General features: G+C 60.8%; 20 protein-coding genes. 6 read left to right on the forward strand and 14 right to left on the reverse strand.

The annotated features are described in order from the left end of the window. Positions 1-110 precede the first annotated feature (110 nt). From NE357_RS04850 to yaaA, 12 genes are all read right to left on the reverse strand, one after another. Positions 111-767, reverse strand: coding sequence for an alginate O-acetyltransferase AlgF (locus NE357_RS04850; protein WP_085608134.1), 657 nt, complete (start codon positions 765-767; stop codon positions 111-113). A 14-nt stretch (positions 768-781) separates the two neighbouring features. Continuing rightward, entirely contained in the window at positions 782-1,957 is a 1,176-nt protein-coding gene (locus tag NE357_RS04855) for an alginate O-acetyltransferase (RefSeq protein WP_169428950.1), read from the reverse strand. A 10-nt stretch (positions 1,958-1,967) separates the two neighbouring features. Further along, complete coding sequence (locus NE357_RS04860; RefSeq protein WP_169428951.1) at positions 1,968-3,533, reverse strand: MBOAT family O-acyltransferase; 1,566 nt, start codon at positions 3,531-3,533, stop codon at positions 1,968-1,970. Positions 3,534-3,894: 361 nt separating this feature from the next. Further along, positions 3,895-5,019, reverse strand: coding sequence for a mannuronate-specific alginate lyase (locus NE357_RS04865; RefSeq protein ID WP_169428952.1), 1,125 nt, complete (start codon positions 5,017-5,019; stop codon positions 3,895-3,897). Positions 5,020-5,027: 8 nt separating this feature from the next. Then, positions 5,028-6,479, reverse strand: coding sequence for an alginate O-acetyltransferase (locus NE357_RS04870; protein ID WP_169428953.1), 1,452 nt, complete (start codon positions 6,477-6,479; stop codon positions 5,028-5,030). Between the two features lie 10 nt (positions 6,480-6,489). Beyond that, entirely contained in the window at positions 6,490-8,076 is a 1,587-nt protein-coding gene (gene algG, locus NE357_RS04875) for a mannuronan 5-epimerase AlgG (RefSeq protein WP_169428954.1), read from the reverse strand. A 26-nt stretch (positions 8,077-8,102) separates the two neighbouring features. After that, the gene (locus NE357_RS04880) at positions 8,103-9,584 is read right to left on the reverse strand and encodes an alginate export family protein (RefSeq protein ID WP_169428955.1); all 1,482 of its coding nucleotides are present in this window, start codon (positions 9,582-9,584) and stop codon (positions 8,103-8,105) included. Continuing rightward, on the reverse strand, positions 9,581-11,086 hold the full coding sequence (gene algK, locus NE357_RS04885) for an alginate biosynthesis TPR repeat lipoprotein AlgK (protein WP_169428956.1): 1,506 nt from the start codon (positions 11,084-11,086) through the stop codon (positions 9,581-9,583). The genes NE357_RS04880 and algK overlap by 4 nt, the downstream gene beginning before the upstream one ends. A gap of 15 nt (positions 11,087-11,101) precedes the next feature. Next, the gene (locus tag NE357_RS04890; RefSeq protein WP_169428957.1) at positions 11,102-12,271 is read right to left on the reverse strand and encodes an alginate biosynthesis protein Alg44; all 1,170 of its coding nucleotides are present in this window, start codon (positions 12,269-12,271) and stop codon (positions 11,102-11,104) included. Positions 12,272-12,306: 35 nt separating this feature from the next. Beyond that, positions 12,307-13,788 carry a mannuronan synthase gene (gene alg8 / locus NE357_RS04895; RefSeq protein ID WP_169428958.1) on the reverse strand — a complete coding sequence of 494 codons (1,482 nt, stop codon included), beginning with the start codon at positions 13,786-13,788 and terminating at the stop codon, positions 12,307-12,309. 83 nt (positions 13,789-13,871) lie between these two features. Continuing rightward, the gene (locus tag NE357_RS04900) at positions 13,872-15,188 is read right to left on the reverse strand and encodes a nucleotide sugar dehydrogenase (RefSeq protein WP_169428959.1); all 1,317 of its coding nucleotides are present in this window, start codon (positions 15,186-15,188) and stop codon (positions 13,872-13,874) included. A gap of 811 nt (positions 15,189-15,999) precedes the next feature. Next, positions 16,000-16,779, reverse strand: coding sequence for a peroxide stress protein YaaA (gene yaaA, locus NE357_RS04905; RefSeq protein ID WP_169428960.1), 780 nt, complete (start codon positions 16,777-16,779; stop codon positions 16,000-16,002). A 186-nt stretch (positions 16,780-16,965) separates the two neighbouring features. On the opposite strand from yaaA, the gene NE357_RS04910 reads away from it, so the two are divergent. From NE357_RS04910 to NE357_RS04935, 6 genes are all read left to right on the forward strand, one after another. Beyond that, the gene (locus tag NE357_RS04910) at positions 16,966-18,042 is read left to right on the forward strand and encodes a polysaccharide deacetylase family protein (protein ID WP_169432596.1); all 1,077 of its coding nucleotides are present in this window, start codon (positions 16,966-16,968) and stop codon (positions 18,040-18,042) included. Between the two features lie 349 nt (positions 18,043-18,391). Beyond that, positions 18,392-19,786 carry a PhoH family protein gene (locus NE357_RS04915; protein ID WP_085729706.1) on the forward strand — a complete coding sequence of 465 codons (1,395 nt, stop codon included), beginning with the start codon at positions 18,392-18,394 and terminating at the stop codon, positions 19,784-19,786. A gap of 102 nt (positions 19,787-19,888) precedes the next feature. After that, on the forward strand, positions 19,889-20,362 hold the full coding sequence (moaC, locus tag NE357_RS04920) for a cyclic pyranopterin monophosphate synthase MoaC (protein WP_007957321.1): 474 nt from the start codon (positions 19,889-19,891) through the stop codon (positions 20,360-20,362). Continuing rightward, entirely contained in the window at positions 20,359-20,601 is a 243-nt protein-coding gene (moaD, locus tag NE357_RS04925; RefSeq protein ID WP_114881486.1) for a molybdopterin converting factor subunit 1, read from the forward strand. Before moaC ends, moaD begins: the two co-directional genes overlap by 4 nt. 3 nt (positions 20,602-20,604) lie before the next feature. Further along, positions 20,605-21,057, forward strand: a complete 453-nt coding sequence (gene moaE, locus NE357_RS04930; protein WP_169428961.1) for a molybdopterin synthase catalytic subunit MoaE — start codon at positions 20,605-20,607, stop codon at positions 21,055-21,057. Positions 21,058-21,336: 279 nt separating this feature from the next. Further along, positions 21,337-22,113 carry an ABC transporter substrate-binding protein gene (locus tag NE357_RS04935; RefSeq protein WP_169428962.1) on the forward strand — a complete coding sequence of 259 codons (777 nt, stop codon included), beginning with the start codon at positions 21,337-21,339 and terminating at the stop codon, positions 22,111-22,113. Between the two features lie 37 nt (positions 22,114-22,150). Here the strand turns inward: NE357_RS04935 and NE357_RS04940 are convergent, their stop codons facing one another. Further along, complete coding sequence (locus tag NE357_RS04940) at positions 22,151-22,792, reverse strand: helix-turn-helix transcriptional regulator (protein ID WP_169428963.1); 642 nt, start codon at positions 22,790-22,792, stop codon at positions 22,151-22,153. Positions 22,793-22,885: 93 nt separating this feature from the next. Beyond that, complete coding sequence (locus tag NE357_RS04945; RefSeq protein WP_169428964.1) at positions 22,886-24,013, reverse strand: NAD(P)/FAD-dependent oxidoreductase; 1,128 nt, start codon at positions 24,011-24,013, stop codon at positions 22,886-22,888. Between the last annotated feature and the right edge of the window lie 2 nt (positions 24,014-24,015).

Here is a 24,015-nt window from a genome sequence, read left to right on the forward strand (position 1 = left end):
GGGCTTGCTCCCGAAGGCGGTGTTTCAGTGACATCAATGTTGAATGTCAGACCGCTTTCGCGAGCAAGCCCGCTCCCACAGGGGGAACTGCGTCAGTTCAGGAAAATTTGTTAGCGAGTCGACACCGGGCGTTTCACCCAGACTGGCGACAGGTTGCTGCCGTTGCCGGTGACGTACAGCACCGCAGCTTCACCGCGCTCCAGGGCGACCGGCTTCACATCGCCGACTTTCTTGTCGCCCTCGTACAGCGCCAGGCTGACTTTCACCGGGTTGATTTCACGCTCGCCACGGCCCTTGGCGGCCACGTTCGGCACCACGTCGGTCTTGCCGTCGGCGGTCTTCAGGGTCAGCGGCTTGTCGCTGAGGTTCTGCACGCGCACCAGGGATTTCTGCTTGTTCTTGAACGGCGGTTCTTCGATCAGTTGCGGCGCGCCGGAGGCGTTGTTGACCAGGGTGTAGTAGTGGTCACCGGCGAGTTTGACCGGCAGGGTCTGGCTGCCGACCTTGGCGCTGTAGTCACCACCCGGCATGAAGCTGAAGTCGCTGCTGGCCAGTGGCGCAACGTCGCTCAGGTTGGTGCTGCCGACAGTGGCGCTGACTTCAGCGTTGCTGGCGTTGTAGACCCGTACGAAGGTCGAGCCTTTCGGTGCAGTCGGGCCGTACAGCGCAGCGTCGCCACCGGCGAAAGCCTGGACCGACAGCACGCTCAGACCCGCGACCAGAGCGAAGCGTTTGGCGAGACGACGAGGAGTTGTAGTGAAAGTCATGGTGGACCTCTCTTTCAGTTTTGCGCCCGATCGGGCGTCTCGGATTTAGTGTTTACAGCTACGTTTTGTTGGCGCGCGCCGGCTTGTTTAAGCTCTGCGACCCACTGCGGGTCGGCGTCGCCGATTTCGTTGTTCACAGGCAGATATCGTTCAGGAAACTCCCAGATCAGCACCTGTGGCGGGCTGTTCTTGAAGTCATCGCTTTTCAGGTAGCTGAGCATCGGCAGGATCGGGCCGTGGCCGTCTTCTGCGTAGTTGACGACGTCGCTGTGCAGCGCTTGCTTGAGCGCACCGACGAAGTTCCAGTTGGGGTTGGCGCTGTAGCTGGTGCCGATCAGCGCGACCGGCACTTCGCTGTTGGCGAACAGCGCGTCGTCACCGGCAGGCTGCTCGGTGGCGGCCACGGTATTGCGCTTTTGCAGCGGCTCTTTGGCCGGCATCAGGTTTTCGAACAGCGGATCCAGCGGCAGGAACAGACGCAGGTCGCCCTTGTGCGTGACCTTCTCCGCCGGCGTGGTGACGAAACGCTGCGGCTCGCCGCTGAGCGGGAACTTGTCGGCGATGGTTTTGGCCAGGGTGTTGGCGGCGATTTCCGCGCCTTCCGGGGTCCAGTGGGTGTCGGTGCGCAGGAACACTTGCTGACCGTTCTGCTTGGCCGTTTGCAGCGGGCCGAGCAGGTCGGGGGCGAGGATCTTGTCCGCCGCGACACGGGCGTGGAAGTCCTGATAGAGGTTGGCGTGGATGCTCGCCGGTTTCACTTCACCCAGGTGTTCCGGGTACAGGCGAACCTTGGCCGGCACGATCGCCATCACCAGTTTCACGCCTTTCTCTTTCAGGGTCTGGCGCACGCCTTCGACCAGCGCGTAGTTGCCTTGCAGGTTCAGCTCTTCGTTGACGATCGGGTTGAATTCCTCATCGCTGTACAACCACTGATCGCGACCGAGCACCACGCCCGGACGACCTTCGTTGAACAGTTTGAAATCCAGCGCGGCCCAGAGGTTGGTGCCCAGTCGCTTGATCGGGAATTCATCGTCGTAGTGGGTTTCCACGGCTTTGGTCCAGCGGCCGTTGAGCACCGTCGCGTCGGCGTTGGTACTGAAGCCGAAGAAGCTGCGCACCGACCACAGACCGAGCACCAGCAGGGTCACCAGAAACAGTGCGACATAGAAGATGCGTAATGAGCGGGTCATGTCAGATCCCTCAGAACTGGAAGTAAAGGAACGGCGAGAAGCTTTGCGCCGAGAGTTTGAAAATCGAGGCGATGAACAGCAGCAGGATCAGCCCGCGCATCACGTAGCGCGACCAGTCCGCCGTCCAGTACGCCGGTTGCACCTGGGCTTCGACGCCGACGGTGTAGCCAGGCTCGTGGATGCTTGCCGGGTTTTCGCCAGGCGCTGCCTTGATCAGGCCTGGTTGCGCACCGGCAGGGCCGTCGCTTTCGACGTTGACCGCAGGTTTGGTCTTCACCGGTGGCTGGTTGGTGTACAGATCACGCAGACCGAAGAACGCCAGGGTCACGTAAGCCACCACCAGGGTCGCCACTTGCAGACCGGTCAGGCTGGCGCGGTTGAGTTCCGAGAGCGACCAGTCGCCGAAACTGAACATCGCGCCATACATGCGGCCGGCGACGTGCAGGTTCTCGGCGCGGAAGATCACCCAGCCCATGACGACCAACAGGAATGTCAGCGCCCAGCGGATCGGGTTGAGGCTGCGCGGCGCGGTGTTGAGGCCGAGCATTTTTTCGATCGCCAGCCACATGCCGTGCCAGGCACCCCAGACGATGTAGGTGATGTTCGCGCCGTGCCACAGACCACCGAGCAGCATGGTCAGGAACAGGTTGCGATAGGTCATCAGCGTGCCTTTGCGGTTGCCGCCGAGGGTGATGTAGAGGTAGTCACGCAGCCAGGTCGACAGGCTGATGTGCCAGCGGCGCCAGAACTCGGTGATCGACTGGCTGATGTACGGCTGCTTGAAGTTTTCCATGAAGCGGAAACCCATCATCAGGCCCAGGCCGATGGCCATGTCGCTGTAACCGGAGAAGTCGAAATACAGCTGCGCGGTGTACGCCAGCGCACCGAGCCAGGCATCGCCCGTGGTCGGGTTTTGCAGGGCGAAGCAATGGTCGGCTACCACGGCCAGGGTGTCGGCGATGAAGACCTTTTTGATGAAACCCTGCATGAACCGCGTGCAGCCCTCGGAGAATTTGTCGAGGGTGTGGGTGCGGTTGTTGAACTGGTCGGCCAGGTCACGAAAGCGCAGCACGGGACCTGCGATCAGGTGCGGGAAGATCGCCACGAACGCCGCGAAGTCGATCAGGTTGCGGGTGGCCGGGGTGTCGCCGCGATAGACGTCGATGATGTAGCTGATCGACTCGAAGATGTAGAACGAGATACCGATCGGCAGCAGCACATGGGTCAGGATGAACGGCTCGAGACCGAACGAGGTCATGATCGCGTTGATGCTGTCCACGCCGAAGTTGGCGTACTTGAAGTAGCCGAGGATGCACAGGTCCACCGCCACGCCGAGCAACAGCCAGCGCTGGGCCGGTTTGCTGCGCACGCCGGCGGCACCGACTTTCAGGCCGATCCAGTAGTTCCACAGGGTGACGCCGGCGAACAGCGCCAGGAAGTCCACCCGCCACCACGCATAGAACACGTAGCTGGCGATCAACAGCAGCAGGTTGCGATAGCGTTGCCCGCTCAGGTAGTACAAGCCGAGAAAGATCGGCAAGAACAGAAACAGGAACACGTTGGATGAAAATACCATCCCGATCTCTCCATGTTTGAACCAACAGTCAAGGGCCAAAGCCCCCCCAACCCCCCCGTGGTGTTGGAGGGGTGAAACGGTGTTTCTTCGAGGGTGTGGGTGGCCTTGCGACCGCAGCCCTCACCCCCGCCCTCTCCCGGAGGGAGAGGGAGCCTGATCTCAGTTGTTGCCAAAATTGAGATCGGCTCGGTCTTTCCTATTGCAGCCAATGGCCCCTTGTTTCGATCGCTTTCAAAACCTGAGAACCACTCGGTAGCTCAGGTCGGCGGATCTCTCAAAAGCACCTCGGTCAGTCCCCTCTCCCTCCGGGCGGTCCGACGTTTCGGGAGGGCTAGGGTGAGGGGCTTTTGCCTTTCGCTTTTCACGATCCCTTGTTGCCCTTTTCATGGGACGGGTCGTAGACCTTGGTCAGGTCGCCACCCAGTCGGAAGGTCTTGAACGGCTGCATCCCGTGCTTCTTCTCCAGCACATCCGGCGAACAGGTGTAGAGGGTGCAGAACGGTTCGAGCCAGGCGAATTTCATGTCCTCTTTCAGATCGGTCATGTCCTGCTCTTTGCCGTTCTTCTTCTCGAACTGATCCGGGTCTTTCACCCCGGCCAGCACCCGGTCACCCAGACGCTTCAGCGCGCCGTTGTTTTCCTGACGCAGATCGACACCGTTGACCTGGGCAAAACTGGCGATCATCGCCAGCGGCGGCAGGGCGTAGTTGTGGTAGGCGAGGGCGCGTTGCTGGCGCTTGAGTTCGTTGGGCAGGTAACCGTCGGCATCGATCTGGTTGACGCCGACCTTGTATTCCTTGACCGCCCAATCGAACAGGTCGCGGCGGTTGGTGGCGATGGACGTCGCCATCACTGACCACGCCGCCCAGTACGAATGGTTGTTGGTTTTTTCCAGCGGCAGGTTGTCCCAGTCGCTGACCACCTGATCGGCCATTTTGCTGAACCAGGCTTCGATCACCTGCGCTTCCTGCTGGTGCTGCGCCAGTGGATGCGAGTCCGAAAACTTCAGGCGAATGTACGAAGAGGCCATGCTGCCCAGCGCCCATTTGCGCATCGACTTGCCGGTGTGGTTGAAGTCCTTGGACATCAACGCGTCGGCCTTGGCCCACGCCGTCAACCAGTTGAGCGTGCAATCGAGCTGTTCCGGACGACCGTCGCGCATGAACTGCATCACCCGTTTGGCGGTGCCGCGCTCCAGCGTGGTGATGTCTTTGGTGGTGTCGCGGAAGGCTTTTTCCGATTGCACGTTCAGCGTCGCGCGAGCCTTGTCCGAGCCTTCGTATTTGCTGCGAAATTGCAGCGGGCCGGTGTAGGGCGCCGGCATCGCGTCGCAGCCTTCGCTCTTGTCGCCGGTCTTGAATTTATCCACAGCGGCGAAGTAGCCCTGAGGCGGACGCAATGGCGCGGCGGCCTGAGTGGCCCCGGCGAACATCGCCAGTGTCAGCAGGGAAGGCGCAAGCAGGTGTTTGATCGTTCGGTTTCGCATGGCAGACCTCATTGCCCGACCTGAGCGGTTTGTTGCCCAGCACCCGGGAATACGTTGCGTTTGCAGATTTTCGCTTCGACTTTCTGTGGCGCGGTGCCCGCATCCGGGCCCTGGACTTCGACGGCCAGCAGGTTCTGCGAGGCCCAGTCTTCGTCCGTGCGCAACTCAAAGGCGAAACGACCGTCGGTGTCGGAGGTTTCCGGTTTCTCGATCTTGATGTCCTCGTGGCGACCGTTCATGTACCAGAGGGTGGCTTGCAGTTTTTTCACCGAGGTGTCGGCGAAGCGGATGTCGACCTGATGGCCGCTGTTCTGCAGGTTCAGGTTCTTGCTGTTGACCAGCAGTTCCTGTTTGCCGCCGGGCTTGAGCGTGGTGCTGGCGGACATTTGGGTTTCCTTGCCTTCGCAACCGTTATCCAGCAGCGCCATCATCTGGCGGTAGATGGTTTCCTGGTCGAGGCGATACAGCGGCGAGAATTCCCAGATAAGGATTTTCGGCGGCGTCTTCTGGAATTCGTCGCTGCCCAGGTACTGCAGCATCGAACCTTCCAGACCGCCGCCGGGGAAGGCAACGTTGAGGATGTCGGCGCCGATGGCTTCTTCGAGGAAGCCTGCGAAGTTGTAGTTCTTGCCGCTGTGGGAGGTCCCTACGAGGGTGATCTGCGGGTTGCCGGAATCGCCGAACAGATCGCCGTCACCGGCTTCACCTTTCGGCTCGGTGGTGAACTGATCCATGTACTGGATCGCGTAACTGGTGCCGCACAGTTGCCCGGCCATGTTGTGCAGGGTGCCGGTCTTGCCCATGCGCCCGGAGCGTTTGGTCTCGAACTCACGCTTGGGAATGTCGGCGAAGGCCGGGATCTGCTTGACCTTCTCGGCGACGATTTTTGCCGTGCGCTGCGCACCGTACGGCGTCCAGTGCTGGTCACCGCGGAAGTAGAAATCGTGTGCGGGCAGGGTGTCCGGCAGCGATTCGTTGGTCAGCGGCGACAGGTCCGGCACCACGTAACCCATTTGGGCGAAACGGCCGAGCATGGTCTTGTAGTTGCCCAGCGCCTTCTCGTAATCGAACGCGGCTTTTTCTGCCGGATTGAGCTTGTTGCGGTTCACCAGGCCACGGGTCGGCTGGTAGACGATCACCAGTTCGACGCCTTTGGCCTTGAACGCATCGTGCAGCTGTTGCAGGCGTTTGTAGCCGGCCGGGGTGGTGTTGAACTCGGTGCGCAGGTCTTCCTGGGTCCGGAACAACCAATCGCCCTGGGCCTGCACCAGTGTGGTGAAGTTCTGCTGATAGCGCGTGGTGTAGTTCTTCGCGTCATGGGCGGCGGGGCACAGGCTGCAGCAGGGTTCGGCCGTGAACTTCGGCGGCTGGACTTCATCCGCGCGCACGCCGTTGCTGGCCGCCAGAATGCCTACGGTCAGGGCCGACAGGCTGAGTAATTTGATCAGGTGTGGGTGCATAAAATTATCCTCAGTCCCGCATTTCGGTCTGGCGTTCGACAGGGTCGATCAGCACGGCTTTCTGCTGGCGCACCAGCAGGTCGAGAATTTCATCCTGACGGTCACCCAGGACGCCGTTGAAGCTGATGCCGCTGGATTTGGTCGGCGCCAGCATCGACACGCGGTACAACTCGACGCTCAGCGGCGAGTCGATGGCCATCGGGCCGCTGCCGTTGGCCGCCAGTTCTCCGCCGACCACGATCAGCGAAACCTGGGCGTCGAACGGGTCGAGCTTGATGTCGCGGTCGGTATCGGTCAGGTCCTTGATGTGGCCGTAGACACCGGTCAGGCCGTTGGCCATGGCGATGTTTTCGTAAAGGCGGATGTTCACGCTGTTACGAATGCGGATGCCGTGGCGCTTGTTGCTGATGACCTTGTTGCCCCACAGCAGGTTGTCGGCGGACTCGTAAAGCGTGATGCCGTCGGTGTGGTTCTTGTAGATCTCGTTGTAGGCGACGATGTTGTTCACGCTGTTACGGTCGATCACCAGTCCCGAGAGGTGGTTGTCGAAACTCTTGTTGTTGAAGATGAAGCTGTCGTTCACCTCACGGGAAATGATGATCCCGTGCTTCTTCTTCGTCCCATGGACGGTGTTCTCGGCAATGATCAGGCCGTGGGAACGGTCGTGGGGGTCGATGCCGTAGACGATGTTGTCCTTGTAGGTGTTGCCCTTGACCACAAAGTCGCGGGTCTCGTAGCAGTAGAAGCCGTACCACATGTCCGAGAACTCGGAACCGACGATCCAGCCGGTCGGCTCGGGACGCTTGAGCACCTTGGCCATGTTCGGCGTGTACTGGGAAATACTCACCCCGTACGACTTACTGTTGGCGTAGCCGAAGCTGGCCATCTTGCTGTTGACGATGTAAGTCTCGGTGCCGCCCCAGGCCAGCAGAAACGGGCGGAATTCCTTCGGCGAACGGAAGGTCGCCGGGCCGTTGTCCTTCTCGCGCCAGCCAGTGACTTTGGTGTCACGCACAAACAACTGACCGTCGTTGACCAGAAACGAACCGGCCTCTTGCGACAGGCGCAGTTCCTGGGTCTGGCCGTCGATGTCGAGAATGCCTTTGCGGCCCACCACGATGGGCAATTTCGCCAGATACACGCCCGGCGAGGTTTCACTGAAGTACTGCTTGGGCAGTTTCTGCGCCAGGTCCTTCAGGTTCATGTAGCCGTCGTCGACGAAGATCGCCTGCGGGATGCCGTGCTGACGCACCACCCATTCGGCCATCTTGTTGTCGCCGCCGATGAAGTCCTTCAGGGCGTCTTCCTGCATCATCCGGCGCACGCTGATCTTGCCCGGTTTGCTGCGCACGATTTTCGCGGCAGCGGCCTCGGCGGTGAAGCCGGAGAGGTCGGGCAGTTTCGGCTTGGCCAGTTCCAGCGCCTCGGTCGGGGCGCTGCTGACGGTGTAGGTCTTGGCCTGTTGCAGTTCCTTGGCGATGGTGACCGGCTTGCCTGGCTGAGGGGCCGCCGGTTCGACCGTGGCGAAGGCGCCAGTCGAGGCCAGCAACAGGGCGCCGGCCAACAGGCTGAGCGAGCCTTTCCTTGGGTTGTTCATGTCGGGCACTCCCTTCGCGGTTTGCATCAGAAGCGCCAGATCACGTCGATGAACGCGCGGTGCATGTACGAATCGACCTGGCTGCCATAGGCATCACCCGGCTTGAACACACCGCCACGCAAACGCACCAGCGCCGAAGGCTCGTCGATCGACTGGCTCAGCGCCGCCGGCAGCAGGCCCTGCTTGAAGTACTTGGTGACCACCAGATCCATTTCCTGGCCCAGATCCTTGTTGCCGTCCTGCAGTGGCAGGGAGGTGCTGGAAAGGATCGCGCCGGTCACGTCGTCGGTGTTGTTTTCCACGGCGTTGATGCCGTTGCTGCCCACCGGTTTGTTGCCGTCCACGCGCCAGAACTTGTGGTAGATCAGGCTGGCGTCGTACTGGTCGTTGAGCATCCAGGAACCGAACAGGGTGGCGGTCTGCATGTTGTTCATTTCGCCACGGAAAGCCTCGCCGAAACGGTGCACCCGCGAGCGGGTGCCGGTGTAGTTCGAGCGGTTGCTTTCCAGGCCGTTCTGTTGGTAATCGGCACTGGCGCGGGCATAGGCCGCACCGACCTGCCACTGCGGATCGAGGCGCAGGCGCACGCCGATGTCGGTGGCCCAGCCGTTGATGTCTTCGCTGCGCTTGGCCTGTGCCGGGCGGGTACCGTCGGCGTTCAGCGGGTTGACCGTGTCGCGGTCACCGCTCATGCCGGTGATGCTGCCCCAGTAGTTGACGGTGTTGGTGTTGCGCCAGTTGTAGGCGTCGCTGTCGGCGGTCAGACCGAGCCAGCTGATGTCGCCGTTCTGGGTTTTGTCGAGGGTGTCGCGGGGCACGCCCGGTTCGGCGTAATCGAGTTTGCCGTCATCGTGGGTGTGGTGGCCGCGTATGCCGACCCAGTTGCCCGGTGTCCACTGATACGCCGCATCGGCGTAGGCGTGCAGGCGATCCTTGTCTTTCGGTGCCAGCTCTTTCAGATCGGTGCGGTATTCGCTGAAGCGCTCGGCGACACCGGCATTGGCACGCAGCAGGGTGGTGTCGAAGGTCCAGTTCAGCGCTTCGATATTGGTGTCGCGCCACTGGCCGTCGTCGTTGCGCAGGCGCTGGCGACCGAACTTGAGGATCTCGCCGGGGTAGGGCGTCAGGCCGCTGTAGCCGACCCAGAACTCGCGCATCGCCAGGTAGTTTTTCTTGGTCTTGCGGTCGCCGTTGTCGGTGGTTTCGGCGCCGTCGGACTGTTGCAGGGTGTCGGTCTCGATGATGTCGGTCGAGGTCACGGCCTGCCCCATGGCGTAGGCGCTCCAGGCGCCGCTTTCGCCGTAGACCCAGGGGCGCAGATCCAGGCCCACACCGTTGACGTCGCCACCCGGGGCGGTGCCGAGGTCGCGGTCGTCTTCGGACTGGCCGGTGATCTTCACTTCGAGGCCGAAGTTCTTGGTTTCGGTCATCGCGGCCAGTGTCGGGCAAGACCAGATCAGCGCGAACGAAAGGCCAATGCCGGCCTTCACGAATGGATTCAACTTCATAATTTTTCCTCGCCGTCTTCTTCTTGCAGGGCGTGCAGTTGCATTGCGTTCGGGTTCAGGGCGCCACGGCTGGCCTGTTCCTGTTGCAACAGGCGCTGGGCTTCGGCCAGGCGCTCGGGGGGCAATTGCGCCGCGAGGGTGGTCGCCAGCTCATCGGCTTGCGGAGTGTTCTGCGCCTTGGCCAATTGGCTGAACACATAGGCGTTGAGCGGATCGGGTTTGGTGCCCTTGCCCTGGGAGAACAGCTGGGCGATGGCGAAGTCGGCGCTGTTCTGGCCGTTGCGCGCAGCAGTCAGCAGGTGGTCGAGGGCCTTCTGCGGATAGACCTTGCCCAGGTAGCCACGGCGGTAGATCTGGCCCAGGTAGTAGTCGGCGGCGACTTCGCGGCCAACGGCTTTCTGGAAATGTTCCTCGGCGACTTTCGCGTCGGCCGGTACCAGTTTGCCTTCGTAGTAGAGCTTGCCCAGCAACAGTTCGGCACGGGGCTGGTCGGCGGCGCGGCCGTTGTCCAGGTACTTCATCATCTGATCGACGTCGCCCAGTTCCGGGAAGTCGTAGAGCAATTGCGCCAGCGTCACCCACGATGCCGGGTAGCCCGGAGCGATCGGCTCGAGCAGCGCCTGTGCAGTCTTTTCGTCGGTCTTGCCGAGGGTCGAATCGGCGAGCACACGGGCAACGGAGTCCACACGCTGGGCCGTGACGCTGCCACGGCTGTAAGCGGCCTGCATTTGCTTGATCAGTTCGGCTTGCTGGTCTGGCTGGGCGCGTTTCTGATAGACCGTGGCCAGTTCGACGTAGCAGATGTCGGTGGTGTGGAGCGCGGCCTTGCAGATCTTTTCCACGTCATCCAGATGTTGGTCGTAAGTGCCCTGGGTGCGATACAGCAGCACCTGCGCCAGGCCCGCTTCCGGATAGCCCGACTTGCGCCACTGGTCGATCTGCTGCTGGGCGTTGATGTTCGGGAAACTGTGCGGGTATTGCAGGTACAGCATCGCGAGCGGGATCAGCGTGTTGCCTTCGCCACTGGCGGCGGCTTTCTTCAGCAGGGTTTCGGCCTCGTGATGCTCCGCCTCGGTGGAGCCGGGCTTGGCCACCAGCAAGCGACCGAGTCGGGCCTGGGCGCGCGGCGAAACACTGGCGGCGGCGCGGTAGGTGGCTTCGGCCTGTTTCATCTGTTCCGGGTCGCGGCTGTCGACCTGGATGTCGGCGAGGCCGACCTGGGCTTCGCTGTAACCCAGGTCGGCCAGTGCACGGTAGTTCTGCGCGGCGGTCGCGGTGTCACCGCGCTTGAGCGCTTCGTTGGCCAGACGCTGGTCGGGCAGGCCGGCGCAACCGGCCAGAGACACTGCTAATGCAACTGCACACAGAGGACCCATGTGGGAGCGGGCTTGCTCGCGAAGGCGGTGTGTCAGCCCACACTGATTCTGAATGTTGAACCGCATTCGCGAGCAAGCCCGCTCCCACAAGGGCTGCGGCGTGTTCAAAAGAGTAGGAGTAGTCACAGGCATGTCCTCGACTTAAAGACCGGCAGCCATGGCTTTGTCGATCAGCCAGTTCAGGTTCGGGCCACGGTCGCTGTTCACTTCCACCGGACGGCCGGCAAAGGTGCTGTCCAGCGGCTCGTCCGGCTGGATCTGCACGCGGATATCGGAGGACAGGTCAGCGCTTTTCAGGCTGGTGCTGCCGATGATCTTGCCGGTGCGGGTCTTGTCTTCGCCGGCGATCTGGAAGCTCACGGGTGTACCCGGGCGCACGTCGGCGAACTGGCGATAGGAGAAGCGTGCATCGACGGTGGCCTGGGTGTTGCGCGGTACCAGGGTGAAGATCACATCGCCCTTGCTCGCGTATTGACCGTCAGCCACCAGTTGCTGAGCCACGGTGCAATCGCACGGCGAGGTGAGGGTGCCGGTCATTTGCTTGCCGAACAGTTCTTCAACCTTGGCCGGTTGCAACTGGTCTTCATCCAGATGGCCCTTGAGCACGTCGAGCATGCTGGTGCTGAAAGTCGCCAGCGGTGCGCCCTTGGCGGCGACGCCGTCGGACTTCACCAGGCTCTGCACGGTGCCGTCGCGAGGCATGGTGATGTTCATCCCCGGCACGCTGACCAGGCCGGCCTGCGCGTGGCTGACGAAGTACATGCTGTACACCGATTTGAAAACGAAACCCGCCGCCACGAGGCCGATCGCGAAGATACCGGCACTGAAGGTCACGGCTTTCAGACGCCCGAACGGGGTCATGCCGTGGCCGCCGTCCTTGGCCTTGCGCGCCTTGGTGAAGTTGTCGCGCTGCAGGGTTGCCAGCACTTCGCCGATGGTGACGATGTCGCCGGCCAGGTGCGAAGTGATCAGGTGGCGCAGGGTGGAAATGTCCTGCGGTTCGAGGTTCTGGAACTGGCAGCCGGCGCGGCCGGTCTGGCGGTCGTAGGAACGCACTTGCAGTTCAACATCCATGGCGATGCCGAGGTTGTCGATGACGAATTGCAGGCGCGCCTTGTACACCTGGCCGACGGTCAGTGGCAGTTGCCCGGCGTTGAACGCCAGACCACCGGCGGACAGGTCGATGACCCGCGCTTCGACCGGTGTGCGGTCAGGGCCGAAGAATCGCAGTTTGGCCGGGATTTTCACTCGGGCGTGCTGACGCTGGGCTTCGGATTCATGCACTACGTTGACGTTGACGGCGGTATTCATGGGGGCGATTTCCTTGTTAATTCAAGAGGGGCAGGTCAGACCATCATCAGCAGCACGGCGACGAAAATGCTGCCGGCGGAGAAGGTCATGGTCCGAGACGACCAGGTGTTGAACCAACGTTGAAAGCTGGCGAGATCACGGGTCAGGGAAGTGGGCTGGCGAGTCCAGGATTGTTGGTCGAGGCGGAAGAACACGTAGATCTTCACCAGCGCGCCGACGATCTGGTTGTAATAGAGAATCACCGGGTAGGCCGGGCCGATACGGTGGCCGGAGCACGACAGCAGCAGCGTCAGAATCAGGCGGGTGATGCCGATCCACAGCAGGTACGCGAGGATGAACGCGCCGCCGTACTTGAAGCTGGCGATGATCGCTACGGTCAGGCCGAGCAGCGAGGTCCACATCGATACGCGCTGGTCGAACAGCACCACCGAGGTAAAGGCGCCGAGGCGTTTCACACCCAGGCCCAGCGCCCGGGAGTTCTGCCGCAGGTTGTTGCCGTACCAGCGGAACATCAGTTTGCGACTGGCCTTGATGAAGCTCTTTTCCGGTGGGTGTTCAACGGTGTTGATCGCGGCGTCCGGCACGTAGAAGGTGTCGTAGCCCAGGCGCATCAGGCTGAACCAGCTCGACTTGTCGTCGCCGGTCAGGAACTTGAAACGACCCAGGCGCCAGTGTTGCAGCGAGTCGCTTTCGACGTCGGCGATGAAGTCCGGGTTGGTGACCACGGAAGCACGGAACACCGACATCCGGCCGGTCATGGTCAGCACGCGCTTGGACAGGGCCATCGAGCACATGTTGATGTGGCGCTGGGCGAAACGCAGCTTGTGCCACTCGCTCATGATGTAGCCGCCGCGCACTTCGCAGAATTCGTTGGTGGTCAGGCCGCCGACGTTGCCGAACATCTGGAACCACGGCACGGTCTTGCGTACCACGCCTTCGCCGAGCACGGTGTCGCCGTCGATAACGGCAACCACGGCGCGGTCGTCCGGCAGGTGACGGGAGATCGCACGGAAGCCATAAGCCAGGCCATCGCGTTTGCCGGTGCCGGGAATGCGCACGAAGTCGAGTTTGACCCGGTCCGGTGGATTCATCCGTGCCCACAGCGCCTTGACCAGCAGCTCGTCGGACATTTCGACGATGGAGCAGACCACGGTGGTCGGCAGTTCGCAGTCGATGGCTTCGCGGATCACCGAGCTGTAGACCTGCGCGGTGGTCAACGCGTCGATGCGAAAACTGGTGACCATCAGAAACACATGGGACGGGTCCGCCGCCTTACCCAGCTTGCGAACCTTGCGGCGCAGGTGCGGGTAGACGATGTAGAGAAAAATCATGCCGCGCACAAAGTGCGTGGCACCCATCGAGTAGCGCCAGATACCCACGGCGCCAATCAGGAAAATGAAGTCCTTCGACTCGGAGTCGAATGTGGACACGGGCAGCATCAGGGCCAGGCCCATCAGCAGGCTCAGAAACAAAAGCCAGCCGGCGGATTGCAGAAAAAAATGTGTGAGCTTGGACATGACCGTCATCCGAAGGTGATGGGGGCTTCAAGCCGCCCGCCGATTCACGGCGTGCGGCCTGAAGCTCGAGGCTTGCTGCTGCGTTACCAGCAGATCCCTTCGGTGCGGCTACCGGCACTGGTGGCCTTGGACATGAAGCCCACCAGGTCGATCACCTGCTTGCCGTGCGGCGCTTCTTCGGCCAGGGCGCGGAACTTCTCGTCGCGGTTGCCGAGGATGATCACGTCGGAGTTGTCGATCACCGAATCGAAGTCCGCATTGAGCAGGGACGACACGTGGGGGATCTTCGACTCGATGTAATCCTTGTTCGCGCCGTGGACACGGGCGTACTGGACGTTGCTGTCGTAGATGCTCAGGTCGTAACCCTTGCCGATCAGCATCTCGGCCAATTCCACCAGCGGGCTTTCGCGCAGGTCGTCGGTGCCGGCCTTGAAGCTCAGGCCCAGCAGGGCGACTTTGCGTTTGTCATGGCTTTCAACGATGTCGAAGGCGTTCTGCACTTGCGATTCGTTGCTGCGCATCAGCGAGTTGAGCAGCGGCGCTTCGACGTCCAGGGAGCCGGCGCGGTAGGTCAGGGCGCGCACGTCTTTGGGCAGGCACGAACCGCCGAAAGCGAAGCCCGGACGCATGTAGTACTGGGACAGGTTGAGGGTCTTGTCCTGGCAGACCACGTCCATCACTTCACGGCCATCGACGCCCACCGCTTTGGCGATGTTGCCGATCTCGTTGGCGAAGGTCACTTTGGTCGCGTGCCAGACGTTGCAGGTGTACTTGATCATCTCGGCGACGGCGATGTCCTTGCGGATGATCGGTGCGTCGAGTTCTTCGTACAGCGATTGCAGAACGTCACCCGAGGCCTTGTCGAACTCGCCGATGACGGTCATCGGTGGCAGGTCGTAGTCGGCGATCGCGGTGGACTCACGCAGGAACTCAGGGTTGACCGCCACGCCGAAATCGACGCCGGCCTTCTTGCCGGAGCAGTCTTCGAGGATCGGGATGACAACGTTTGCCACGGTGCCCGGCAGCACGGTGCTGCGCACCACGATGGTGTGGCGGGTGGATTTTTCACGCAGGACAAAACCGATCTCGCGGCACACCGCTTCGATGTAGTTCAGCTCCAGGTCGCCGTTCTTCTTGCTCGGCGTGCCGACGCAGATCATCGACAGGTCGGTGTCACGAATCGCTTCGGCGAAGTTGGTCGTGCCGCGCAGACGACCGGTCTCGATCCCTTGCGCCAGCAACTCGCCCAGGCCCGGTTCGACAATGGGGGATTTGCCAGCGTTGATCATGTCGATCTTGTCTTTGGCAACATCGACGCCAACCACGTCATGGCCCCGTGCAGACAGGCAACCGGCACACACTGCGCCGACGTAACCCAAACCAAATATGCTGATGCGCATCGCAATTACCTCTGTATATATCAGGCCGTTAGAGGGCCGGAGTTAATGGTGTTCAGCGGTTTTAGTGCACTCGAAAGTGTGACTTGCAGGCGTCACAATGCCGTGTGCAGGCATACTAAGTTTCGAGTGTCTAAATAAGTGCACTCAAGATGTGCGCAACCAGGCCTTGTTGTTGTGACGTGCCCCGTTATGCAGCTGATCCTCTGGCAAGAGGACTCTTGTGCAATCTCGTTTTGCGCGCCCGATGCCAGGCGCAGGCCTGTAGATCGGGCGGTTGGGTGCTCAGGCGAGCACGTTTATAAGGGCGCGGCCTTGGCCTTGTAGGGGATATTGATGGTGCGTATCTCCTGTCCTTCGATAGTTGTCCAGAGTTGTTATCCATGCAGGCAAGTTGCTGTGACAACTTGGTTACATGGTTTCAGTCTCTGAGTAAGTTATCTCGTACAAGCTCGGCGATAATCGTTACCGGTGGTATGAGCTATGCATTTGGACATAGTTCCAGTCCGCCCATCGCGAATTCTGAAATTTCTTGAAATATTGAGAAAGATGGCACTGCTCTCATATTGATAGCACTTTCCATTTCGCCCTTTATTAATAGGCAGATAATCGCGTTAGATGGTTTTGTGCCACTACTCTGAAAAAAATCAGGTGCCACTACTGAAAAAAATGACATCTGTCGAGTGAAAGAAAAGATAGAAATGAGGGTGCTGTTTTTATGGCGCCAATAAGTCGGCGAAAAGGAGGGAGGTTTTTTTGACGTCGTGCGAGGTGCACGACTCTCTCTATAAAGAGTCGTGCAGAAGTGCATGCTTTATTCCGGTGCGTAGTCGCGCAGGAACACCAGATTGTCCGGTTTGGACTGTTCGGCGCTGTAGCGATAACCCTGCACATCGAACTGTTTGAGGGCCGCCGGATCGTTGATGCGTTCCTGGATCACGAAACGGCTCATCAGGCCTCGGGCTTTCTTGGCGTAGAAGCTGATGATCTTGTACTGGCCGTTCTTCAGGTCCTTGAACTCGGTGTTGATGATCCGCGCGTTCAGGGCCGTGCGCTTGACCGCCGAGAAGTACTCGTTGGACGCCAGGTTCAACAGCACGTCGTCGCCCTGATCGGCCAGCGCTTCGTTCAGCCATTCGCTGATGCGTGTGCCCCAGAAGGCGTACAAGTCCTTGCCCCGGGCGTTGGCCAGTCTGGTGCCCATTTCCAGGCGATACGGCTGCATCAGATCGAGCGGGCGCAGCAGGCCGTAAAGGCCGGAGAGCATGCGCAGGTGCTGTTGCGCGTAGTCGAAATCGGCTTCGCTGAAGCTCTGGGCGTCGAGCCCGGTGTAGACGTCGCCCTTGAAGGCCAGAAGCGCCTGCTTGGCGTTTTCCGGCGTGAACGCCGGTGTCCAGCTGCCGAAACGCGCGGCGTTCAGGCCGCCGATCTTGTCGGAGACGTGCATCAGTTCGCTGATCTGCGCCGGGCTCAGTTCGCGCAACTGCTGGATCAGCTCCTGGGAATGGTCAAGGTATTGCGGCTGGGTGAAGCGCTGGGTCGCCGGCGGTGTTTCATAATCGAGGGTCTTGGCGGGGGAAATCACCATCAGCATGAAGTCGTCTCCTTTAATCGTGGGGGCGATTCTAGGGGGTTGGGGCGCATGACTCCAGCTATCGCGTCCATAGGTGATCGGCGGTTTACGAGCCGGATCGGCTATAGTGCCGCGCGGGTTTTGTTATGGAGACACCCTTTGCGCATTGTTCTTTTTTTCACCGCGTGGCTGTTGAGCGTCGGGGCCATGGCGGCACCGGGCGATATCGCCACGCTGGATCGCAGCACCTGGCCGGAGAAACTCGACAACCCGACCCTGTTCGACGTCGCCTCTCGGGCGGAAGTCCTGATGTTCGCCCGGGGCCTGCTGGGCAGCGAAGCGCTGGATGAGGCCGCGCTGGCCCAGCGTCTGGGGCTGCGCACGGTTAACCTGGACGCAATCAACAGCCTGCGCGAGCGTCTGTGGCAGCGTTTGCTGACCAGCTACAACTACGCCCAGCAGAGCTGCGATCAGGACGCTTCCTTCTGCTTCCTCGTCGAAGATCTGCCGACCCTGCGCGAGCAGGCGGCCAAGTTTGTGGTCAGCGATGAAAGCTATTACACCAAGTGGGCCGAGCCGAGCCGGATCTTCCATCAGCAGTACCTGGATGAACTGCTGCGCAAGGCGGCGCTGTCACCGCAGACCACCAGCGAAGTCGATCATTTTGGTGACTACGAGCGTAATGGCGACGAGATGCATGACCGGTTGTTCCTGTTGAGCTTCGACAGTGCCGCCAACCTGATGCCGGACAACACTGAATGGCTCGCCGAATACCTGCGCAAATCGAACATGAGTGGAACGTTCTTCATGTTGGGCAAAGACATTCAGGCGCGGTTGAACGAGCGTTCGGTGAGCAGTCTGCAAGTGGCGTTTTCCAGGCAGTGCGTCGGCGTGCAAGGCTGGGAATTCCGCTCCCACAGCCACTGGCAGGACTGGCAGGACTCGGTGCGGCGCAGTGCCGATCTGGTCAAGAGCAAGTTGCCGGAGAACTACGTGCCGCTGTTCCGACCGCCAGAAGGCCAGCGTCGCAGCGATGCGGGCAGTTTCTTTCACAATCAGGGCCTGCAAGTGGCGCTCTGGGACATCGATGCACAGGACGGTGCCGGCAAGCTCAAGGGCAATCCGAGCGCGCAGCGGGTGCTGACCCTGATGCTGCTGTGGCGGCACGGGGTGATCAATTTCAACATGAAGCAGGATGCGGTGAAGACCGCGTTGCCGTGGCTGATCACGCAGACCGCGCAAAGCGGCATCGGCTGGGAAGACTGTCAGGACGCTTTTCGCTGACAAACGGCAAGAGCCCGGAAACATTGGGCTTGGGGTGAATTTTTTGCAAAATTCGATGCAGGCGGACTTCCGACTCTAACGGGGGCAGGGCGGTCCGCCAAGGGCTTTTCGTCACTTTGCAAAATAAACTTCAAAAAAGCGTCAAAGTGCTTTTTTCTGTCACGGGTTTTGGAGTATTACGAAGTCAGACCGCCGAAACCTGCAACACAGGTGGCGTCTTCCAAGACCCATTTTGTGTGCAGTTCACCTGCTATTCCGACAAAAGTTGTGCAGGTGGATTCGGCAGTCACTTCGAGGCGCAGCACCGCCCAGGTATTGCGTCGAATGGCTCCCACAAAGGTGACCGAGTATGGATGATCACGGACGTAGCCCTTCTTCCAACCAGCCAATCCTTTATGTACTCGATACCAACGTACTGATTCACGATCCGAATGCCCTGCTGAATTTCGAAGAACACCACGTCGCGATTCCGATGACCGTGCTTGAAGAGCTGGACAAGCTCAAGAGCGGGCATCACAGCGTGGCCGCCGAATGCCGTCAGGCGATCCGGCTGATCGACAAGACGTTGGGCGATGCCTCGCCCGAAGACGTCGAGCAAGGGGTACCGATCCAGCGCGGCAAGAGCGGGCCGAAGGGCTTGCTGTCAATTCTGATGAGCAAACAGGCCGAATCGAACCTGATTCTGCCCGAGCACCTGAACGACAACAAAATCATCAATCAGTTGATCGATCTGCACACCCGCGATCCGAAAAAACCGGTGGTGCTGGTCACCAAAGACATCAATATGCGTCTCAAGGCGCGCGCCTGCGGGATCGACGCCGAGGACTACAGCACCGACCAACTGGTCGATGACGTGTCCCTGCTGCCCAACGGTTATCACAACATGACCGGCTCCTTCTGGGACCGCGTGAGCAAGGTCGAAACCCGTCAGGACCATGGCCGCACCTGGCACCAGGTGCAGTTGATCGACAACCTGCCGGCCGTGCACATCAACGAGTTCATCATCGATGAGCAAGGCTTCGTCGGCTGGATCAAGGAGATCGAAGAAGACCGCCTGCTGATTCTGGATCTGCACCAGGAACCGCTGTTGCATCAGGAAGCCTGGGGCCTCAAGCCGCGTGACATCTATCAGAGCCTGGCGCTGTACGCCTTGCTCGACCCGGACATTCACCTGGTCAACCTGTCCGGCGCCGCCGGTTCCGGCAAGACCATCCTGGCGCTGGCGGCTGCGATCGAGCAGACCATGGTCAGCAAGCGTTATCGCCGTATCATCGCCACCCGCAGCGTACAGGGCCTGGACCAGGAAATCGGCTTCCTGCCCGGCACCGAAGCGGAAAAAATGGAGCCCTGGCTGGGCGCCATTACCGACAACCTCGAAGCCTTGCACATGGATGACGAAAACACCCATGGCAGCGTCGACTACATCCTCAGCAAAGTGCCGTTGCAGTTCAAATCGCTCAACTACATTCGCGGTCGCAGCTTCCAGCAGAGCCTGATCCTGATCGACGAATGCCAGAACCTCACGCCGCACCAGATGAAAACCATCATTACCCGGGCCGGCGCCGGTTCCAAAGTGGTGTGCCTGGGCAACCTGGCACAGATCGACACCCCATACCTGTCCGCGACCAGTTCCGGGCTGACCTACCTGACCGAACGTTTCAAGGATTTCCCCAACGGTGTGCACATCACCCTGCAAGGGGTGCCGCGTTCGATTCTGGCCGAATACGCCGAATCCCATCTGTAACCCGCCAAATGGAACCGGGCGACGGCGACGTCGCCCGGTTTTTTATGTGCGCAATTCTGACCCCCAGGTTTACAATCGACGCTCCTGATCAGGAGTAATCCCGTGCTGACTCATCTCGATTCCCAAGGTCGCGCCAACATGGTCGACGTCACCGAAAAAGCCGTGACGTTCCGCGAGGCGACGGCCCAAGCCCTGGTGCGCATGCTGCCCGACACCCTGCAGATGATCGTCAGCGGCGGCCATCCCAAGGGCGACGTGTTCGCCGTGGCGCGCATCGCCGGCATTCAGGCGGCGAAGAAAACCAGTGACCTGATTCCCCTGTGCCATCCGCTGATGCTCACTGGCGTCAAGGTTGAACTCAGTGCGGAAGGCGACGACGCGGTGCGCATCGTGGCCCGTTGCAAGCTGTCCGGGCAGACCGGTGTCGAGATGGAAGCGCTGACTGCCGCCAGTGTCGCCGCGCTGACGATCTACGACATGTGCAAGGCCGTGGATCGCGGCATGACCATCGAAAGCGTGCGCCTGCTGGAGAAAGTCGGCGGCAAGAGCGGGCACTTCCAGGCGGAGCAGCCATGAACCTGACCGTGAAGTTTTTTGCCCGTTACCGCGAGGCCCTGGGTGTGGATTCGGTGAAGGTCGAGGGCGATTTTGCGACGGTGGAAGACGTACGCGCCTTGCTCGCCAAGCGTGACGGCGCCGAGGTGCTGAGCGAACAGAACCTGATGTGCGCGCGCAACGAAGACCTTTGCCAGCTCGACGAACCGGTGGTCGATGGCGATGAAGTGGCGTTTTTCCCCACTGTGACCGGAGGCTGAACCATGGCGATTCGGGTGCAGTCCACGGCGTTCGATCCCGGCGCTGAAGTCAACGCGATGCACGCGGCCAATGTCGGCGTCGGCGCGGTGGTGAGCTTTGTCGGTTACGTACGCGACTTCAACGATGGCCTCGATGTCGCCGGGATGTTCCTTGAGCACTATCCGGGCATGACCGAAAAGGCCCTCGGCAAGATCGCCATGGAGGCCGAGCAGCGCTGGCCGTTGTTGAAGCTGGAAGTGTTACACCGCATCGGCGCGCTGGAGCCGGGCGAACCGATCGTGTTCGTCGGCGCCGCCAGTGCCCACCGTCAGGCGGCATTCGACGCCTGCGCCTTTGTCATGGATTACCTGAAGACCCGCGCGCCGTTCTGGAAGAAAGAGAACACCAGCGACGGCCCGCGCTGGGTTGAAGGGCGTGACAGCGATCATGCGGCGGCGGATCGCTGGAAGCAGTAGATTTCGCGCTGTACTCCCGGCCCGCTTCGCGAGCAAGCCCGCTCCCACAGGGAAATGCATTCCAATGTGGGAGCGGGCTTGCTCGCGAAGGCGCCATCCGCAACACCGAAAATGCTATGGATTGCCCACCTGACCAACAGCAGGAAGCAATCTCTTTTGCCCAATTGACGGTTTGTACGTAAAAGTCCAGTATGGATTTAAAAGTACAAAAGGTCTTTTCCCTGTTTCAGCTTTTTCTTCTGTCTTGCCAAACCAACAACAACCCGCGAGAGAACGAACATGAAGAAACTCCCCCTCATCACCGGTCTGGCGCTGAGCCTGTTGGCGTGCAGCAGCGTGTTTGCAGCCGAGAAAACCCTGCGCATCGGTATCGAAGCGGCCTATCCACCCTTCGCTTCGAAAACCGACAAGGGTGAAATCGTCGGTTTCGACTACGACATCGGCAATGCCCTGTGCGCGCAGATGCAGGTCAAGTGCGTGTGGGTCGAGGGCGAGTTCGACGGTCTGATTCCTTCCCTGAAAGTGAAGAAAATCGACATGGCGCTGTCGTCCATGACCATCAACGAGGATCGCAAGAAGTCCGTGGACTTCACCCACAAGTACTATTTCACCTCATCGCGGCTGGTGATGAAGGAAGGCGCGAGCGTCGATGACCAGTACGCCAGCCTCAAGGGCAAGACCGTCGGCGTGCAGCGTGCGACCACCACCGACCGTTACGCCACCGAGGTGTTCGAGCCCAAGGGCATCAACGTCAAACGCTATGGCAACAACGAAGAAATCTACATGGACCTGGCGGCCGGGCGTCTCGACGCGATCTTCGCCGACACCATCCCGCTGAACGACTTCCTGTCGATGCCGCGTGGCAAGGGTTACGCCTTTGTCGGGCCTGAGCTGAAGGATCCGAAGTACGTGGGCGAGGGCGCCGGGATCGCGGTGCGCAAGGGCAACACCGAACTGGTCAGCCAGTTGAATACCGCCATCGACGGCATTCGTGCCAGTGGCGAATACCAGAAGATTTCCGAGAAGTACTTCAAGTCGGACATCTACGGCGACTGATGTTGAAAACCGTGCAGCCTTCGCAGGCTGCACGGTTTCAGCCCTTCAATTCCTTCAAATGCTTGTACACCGTCGCCCGCCCCATGTTCAGCACATTGGCCACATAGTTCGAGGCACTCTTGCCCTTGAACGCCCCCTCGGCGTGCAGCGCCAGCACCAGTTCACGTTTGTGGTCGCGGGTCAGCAGATTCAGGCTCAGTTGCCGCTCGCGCAGCCAGGCGTGCAGGAAAGTGTTGATCCGCTCCTGCCAGTCATCGCGAAACAGCGAGTCCGGTTGCGGGATCAGCTTGCTCGGCGAGAGGAAGAGGTCCAGTGCAGCCTTGGCGTTCTCGAACAGCGAAATATTCAGGTTGATGCAAAGCACCGCCAGCGGACGCCCTTCACTGTCGCGCAGCACGGTACTCAGACTGCGAATCTTCTGGCCGTCCCAGTTGAGCTTTTCGTACGGGCCGATGTTTCGTTCGCTGACGTCGTCGCTGAGCATGTCTTCCAGCGACGATTCATCGCCGATCACCCGCTTCGACAGGTTGTTGGCGATGTAGTCGACCTTCTGTGTGCGCAGGTCATGCAGCACCACTTCGGCGTGGGGAAAGAACAGGGTGGCGATGGCGTCGGCGATGGCGTGGTAGTTATCCAGCGCGGCGTCATTCAGCTCGGAAGATAATTCGGGGGCGGTCATAACTGTGGAGCTCCAGGCAACGTCAACGCCCCCGTGATCCGGGGGCGTTGCGAGTGTGCCGCAATCCGTTGGGCGCGTCATCCGGGCAAGGGCTCAGGCCAGGCGGGCAGGGGCGAGCATGGCGGCGTCCAGGCCGAACTGCTTGAGGTGCTCCGGCAACGATTCACCGCGTACCAGCGCCGCGCTGGCCATGCCCATGGCCGGTGAGGTCTGAATACCGTAGCCACCCTGGGCCGCGACCCAGAACAGCCCCGGCACCTGCGGATCGAATCCGGACAACAAATCGCCATCGGCGACGAAACTGCGCAGGCCGGCCCAAGTGCGGGTCGGGCGGCGGATGGTCAGGGTCGTCGCTTCTTCGATCTGGTAGATGCCCATGGCGATGTCGAGTTCTTCGGGTTGCACGTCATGTGGTTCGACCGGATCGGCGTTGGCCGGCGAGCCGAGGAACATCCCGGCGTCAGGCTTCATGTAGAACGATTCGTCGAGGCTGACCAGCATCGGCCAGTGATGAATGTCCACGCCTTCGGGGCCGGCGAAGATGAACGCGGCGCGGCGTTTCGGTTGCAGGCCCAGCGGCCGGGCACCCGCGAGGGCACCGATTTTGTCGGCCCAGGCGCCTGCTGCGTTGATCACGACGGGAGCGCTGAAGGTCTGGCCGTTGGTTTGCACTTGCCAGATGCTGTCGGCATCACGGTTCAGCCCGAGCACCTCGCAGTCGGTCAGGACTTGCCCGTTGTTGCGACGGATACCGCGCAGATAGCCTTGGTGCAGGGCGTCGGTGTCGATGTCGCTGGCGGTGGGGTCATAGATCGCACCGTGGACCTTTTCCCGACGCAGGATCGGCAGCCGGGCGCAGGCTTCTTCCGCGCTGAGCAGTTGCATCTGCGGCACCGTGGCCTTGGCGCTGAGGTATTGATTGTTCAGCTCGGCGGCATCGCCGGTGAAGTCCACGGTCATTTCGCCGCGTGGAGTCAGCAGCGGGTGTTCACAGAAGCCGCTGGGCGGGTGATCGAAAAACGCCCGACTGGCCTGGGTCAGCGCCCGAACCTGCGGCGTGCCGTAAGCCGCGGTGAACAGCGCAGCCGAGCGCCCGGTGGAGTGATAGGCCGGGTGCGATTCGCGTTCCAGCACCACGACCGTGCCGTGCTGCGACAGCCAGAAACCGGTGGACGCGCCGGCAATCCCGCCGCCGATGATGATGAAATCTGCATGACTCATGA

The sequence above is a fragment of the Pseudomonas sp. G7(2022) genome (assembly GCF_052660475.1).

What these genes read in the sequence shown, in the direction of transcription:
- NE357_RS04850 (WP_085608134.1), bottom strand. Translation starts at nt 767, where the DNA reads ATGACTTTCACTACAACTCCTCGTCGTCTCGCCAAACGCTTCGCTCTG.
- NE357_RS04855 (WP_169428950.1), bottom strand. Translation starts at nt 1,957, where the DNA reads ATGACCCGCTCATTACGCATCTTCTATGTCGCACTGTTTCTGGTGACC.
- NE357_RS04860 (WP_169428951.1), bottom strand. Translation starts at nt 3,533, where the DNA reads ATGGTATTTTCATCCAACGTGTTCCTGTTTCTGTTCTTGCCGATCTTT.
- NE357_RS04865 (WP_169428952.1), bottom strand. Translation starts at nt 5,019, where the DNA reads ATGCGAAACCGAACGATCAAACACCTGCTTGCGCCTTCCCTGCTGACA.
- NE357_RS04870 (WP_169428953.1), bottom strand. Translation starts at nt 6,479, where the DNA reads ATGCACCCACACCTGATCAAATTACTCAGCCTGTCGGCCCTGACCGTA.
- algG (WP_169428954.1), bottom strand. Translation starts at nt 8,076, where the DNA reads ATGAACAACCCAAGGAAAGGCTCGCTCAGCCTGTTGGCCGGCGCCCTG.
- NE357_RS04880 (WP_169428955.1), bottom strand. Translation starts at nt 9,584, where the DNA reads ATGAAGTTGAATCCATTCGTGAAGGCCGGCATTGGCCTTTCGTTCGCG.
- NE357_RS04890 (WP_169428957.1), bottom strand. Translation starts at nt 12,271, where the DNA reads ATGAATACCGCCGTCAACGTCAACGTAGTGCATGAATCCGAAGCCCAG.
- alg8 (WP_169428958.1), bottom strand. Translation starts at nt 13,788, where the DNA reads ATGTCCAAGCTCACACATTTTTTTCTGCAATCCGCCGGCTGGCTTTTG.
- NE357_RS04900 (WP_169428959.1), bottom strand. Translation starts at nt 15,188, where the DNA reads ATGCGCATCAGCATATTTGGTTTGGGTTACGTCGGCGCAGTGTGTGCC.
- yaaA (WP_169428960.1), bottom strand. Translation starts at nt 16,779, where the DNA reads ATGCTGATGGTGATTTCCCCCGCCAAGACCCTCGATTATGAAACACCG.
- NE357_RS04910 (WP_169432596.1), top strand. Translation starts at nt 16,966, where the DNA reads ATGGCGGCACCGGGCGATATCGCCACGCTGGATCGCAGCACCTGGCCG.
- NE357_RS04915 (WP_085729706.1), top strand. Translation starts at nt 18,392, where the DNA reads ATGGATGATCACGGACGTAGCCCTTCTTCCAACCAGCCAATCCTTTAT.
- moaD (WP_114881486.1), top strand. Translation starts at nt 20,359, where the DNA reads ATGAACCTGACCGTGAAGTTTTTTGCCCGTTACCGCGAGGCCCTGGGT.
- moaE (WP_169428961.1), top strand. Translation starts at nt 20,605, where the DNA reads ATGGCGATTCGGGTGCAGTCCACGGCGTTCGATCCCGGCGCTGAAGTC.
- NE357_RS04935 (WP_169428962.1), top strand. Translation starts at nt 21,337, where the DNA reads ATGAAGAAACTCCCCCTCATCACCGGTCTGGCGCTGAGCCTGTTGGCG.
- NE357_RS04940 (WP_169428963.1), bottom strand. Translation starts at nt 22,792, where the DNA reads ATGACCGCCCCCGAATTATCTTCCGAGCTGAATGACGCCGCGCTGGAT.
- NE357_RS04945 (WP_169428964.1), bottom strand. Translation starts at nt 24,013, where the DNA reads ATGAGTCATGCAGATTTCATCATCATCGGCGGCGGGATTGCCGGCGCG.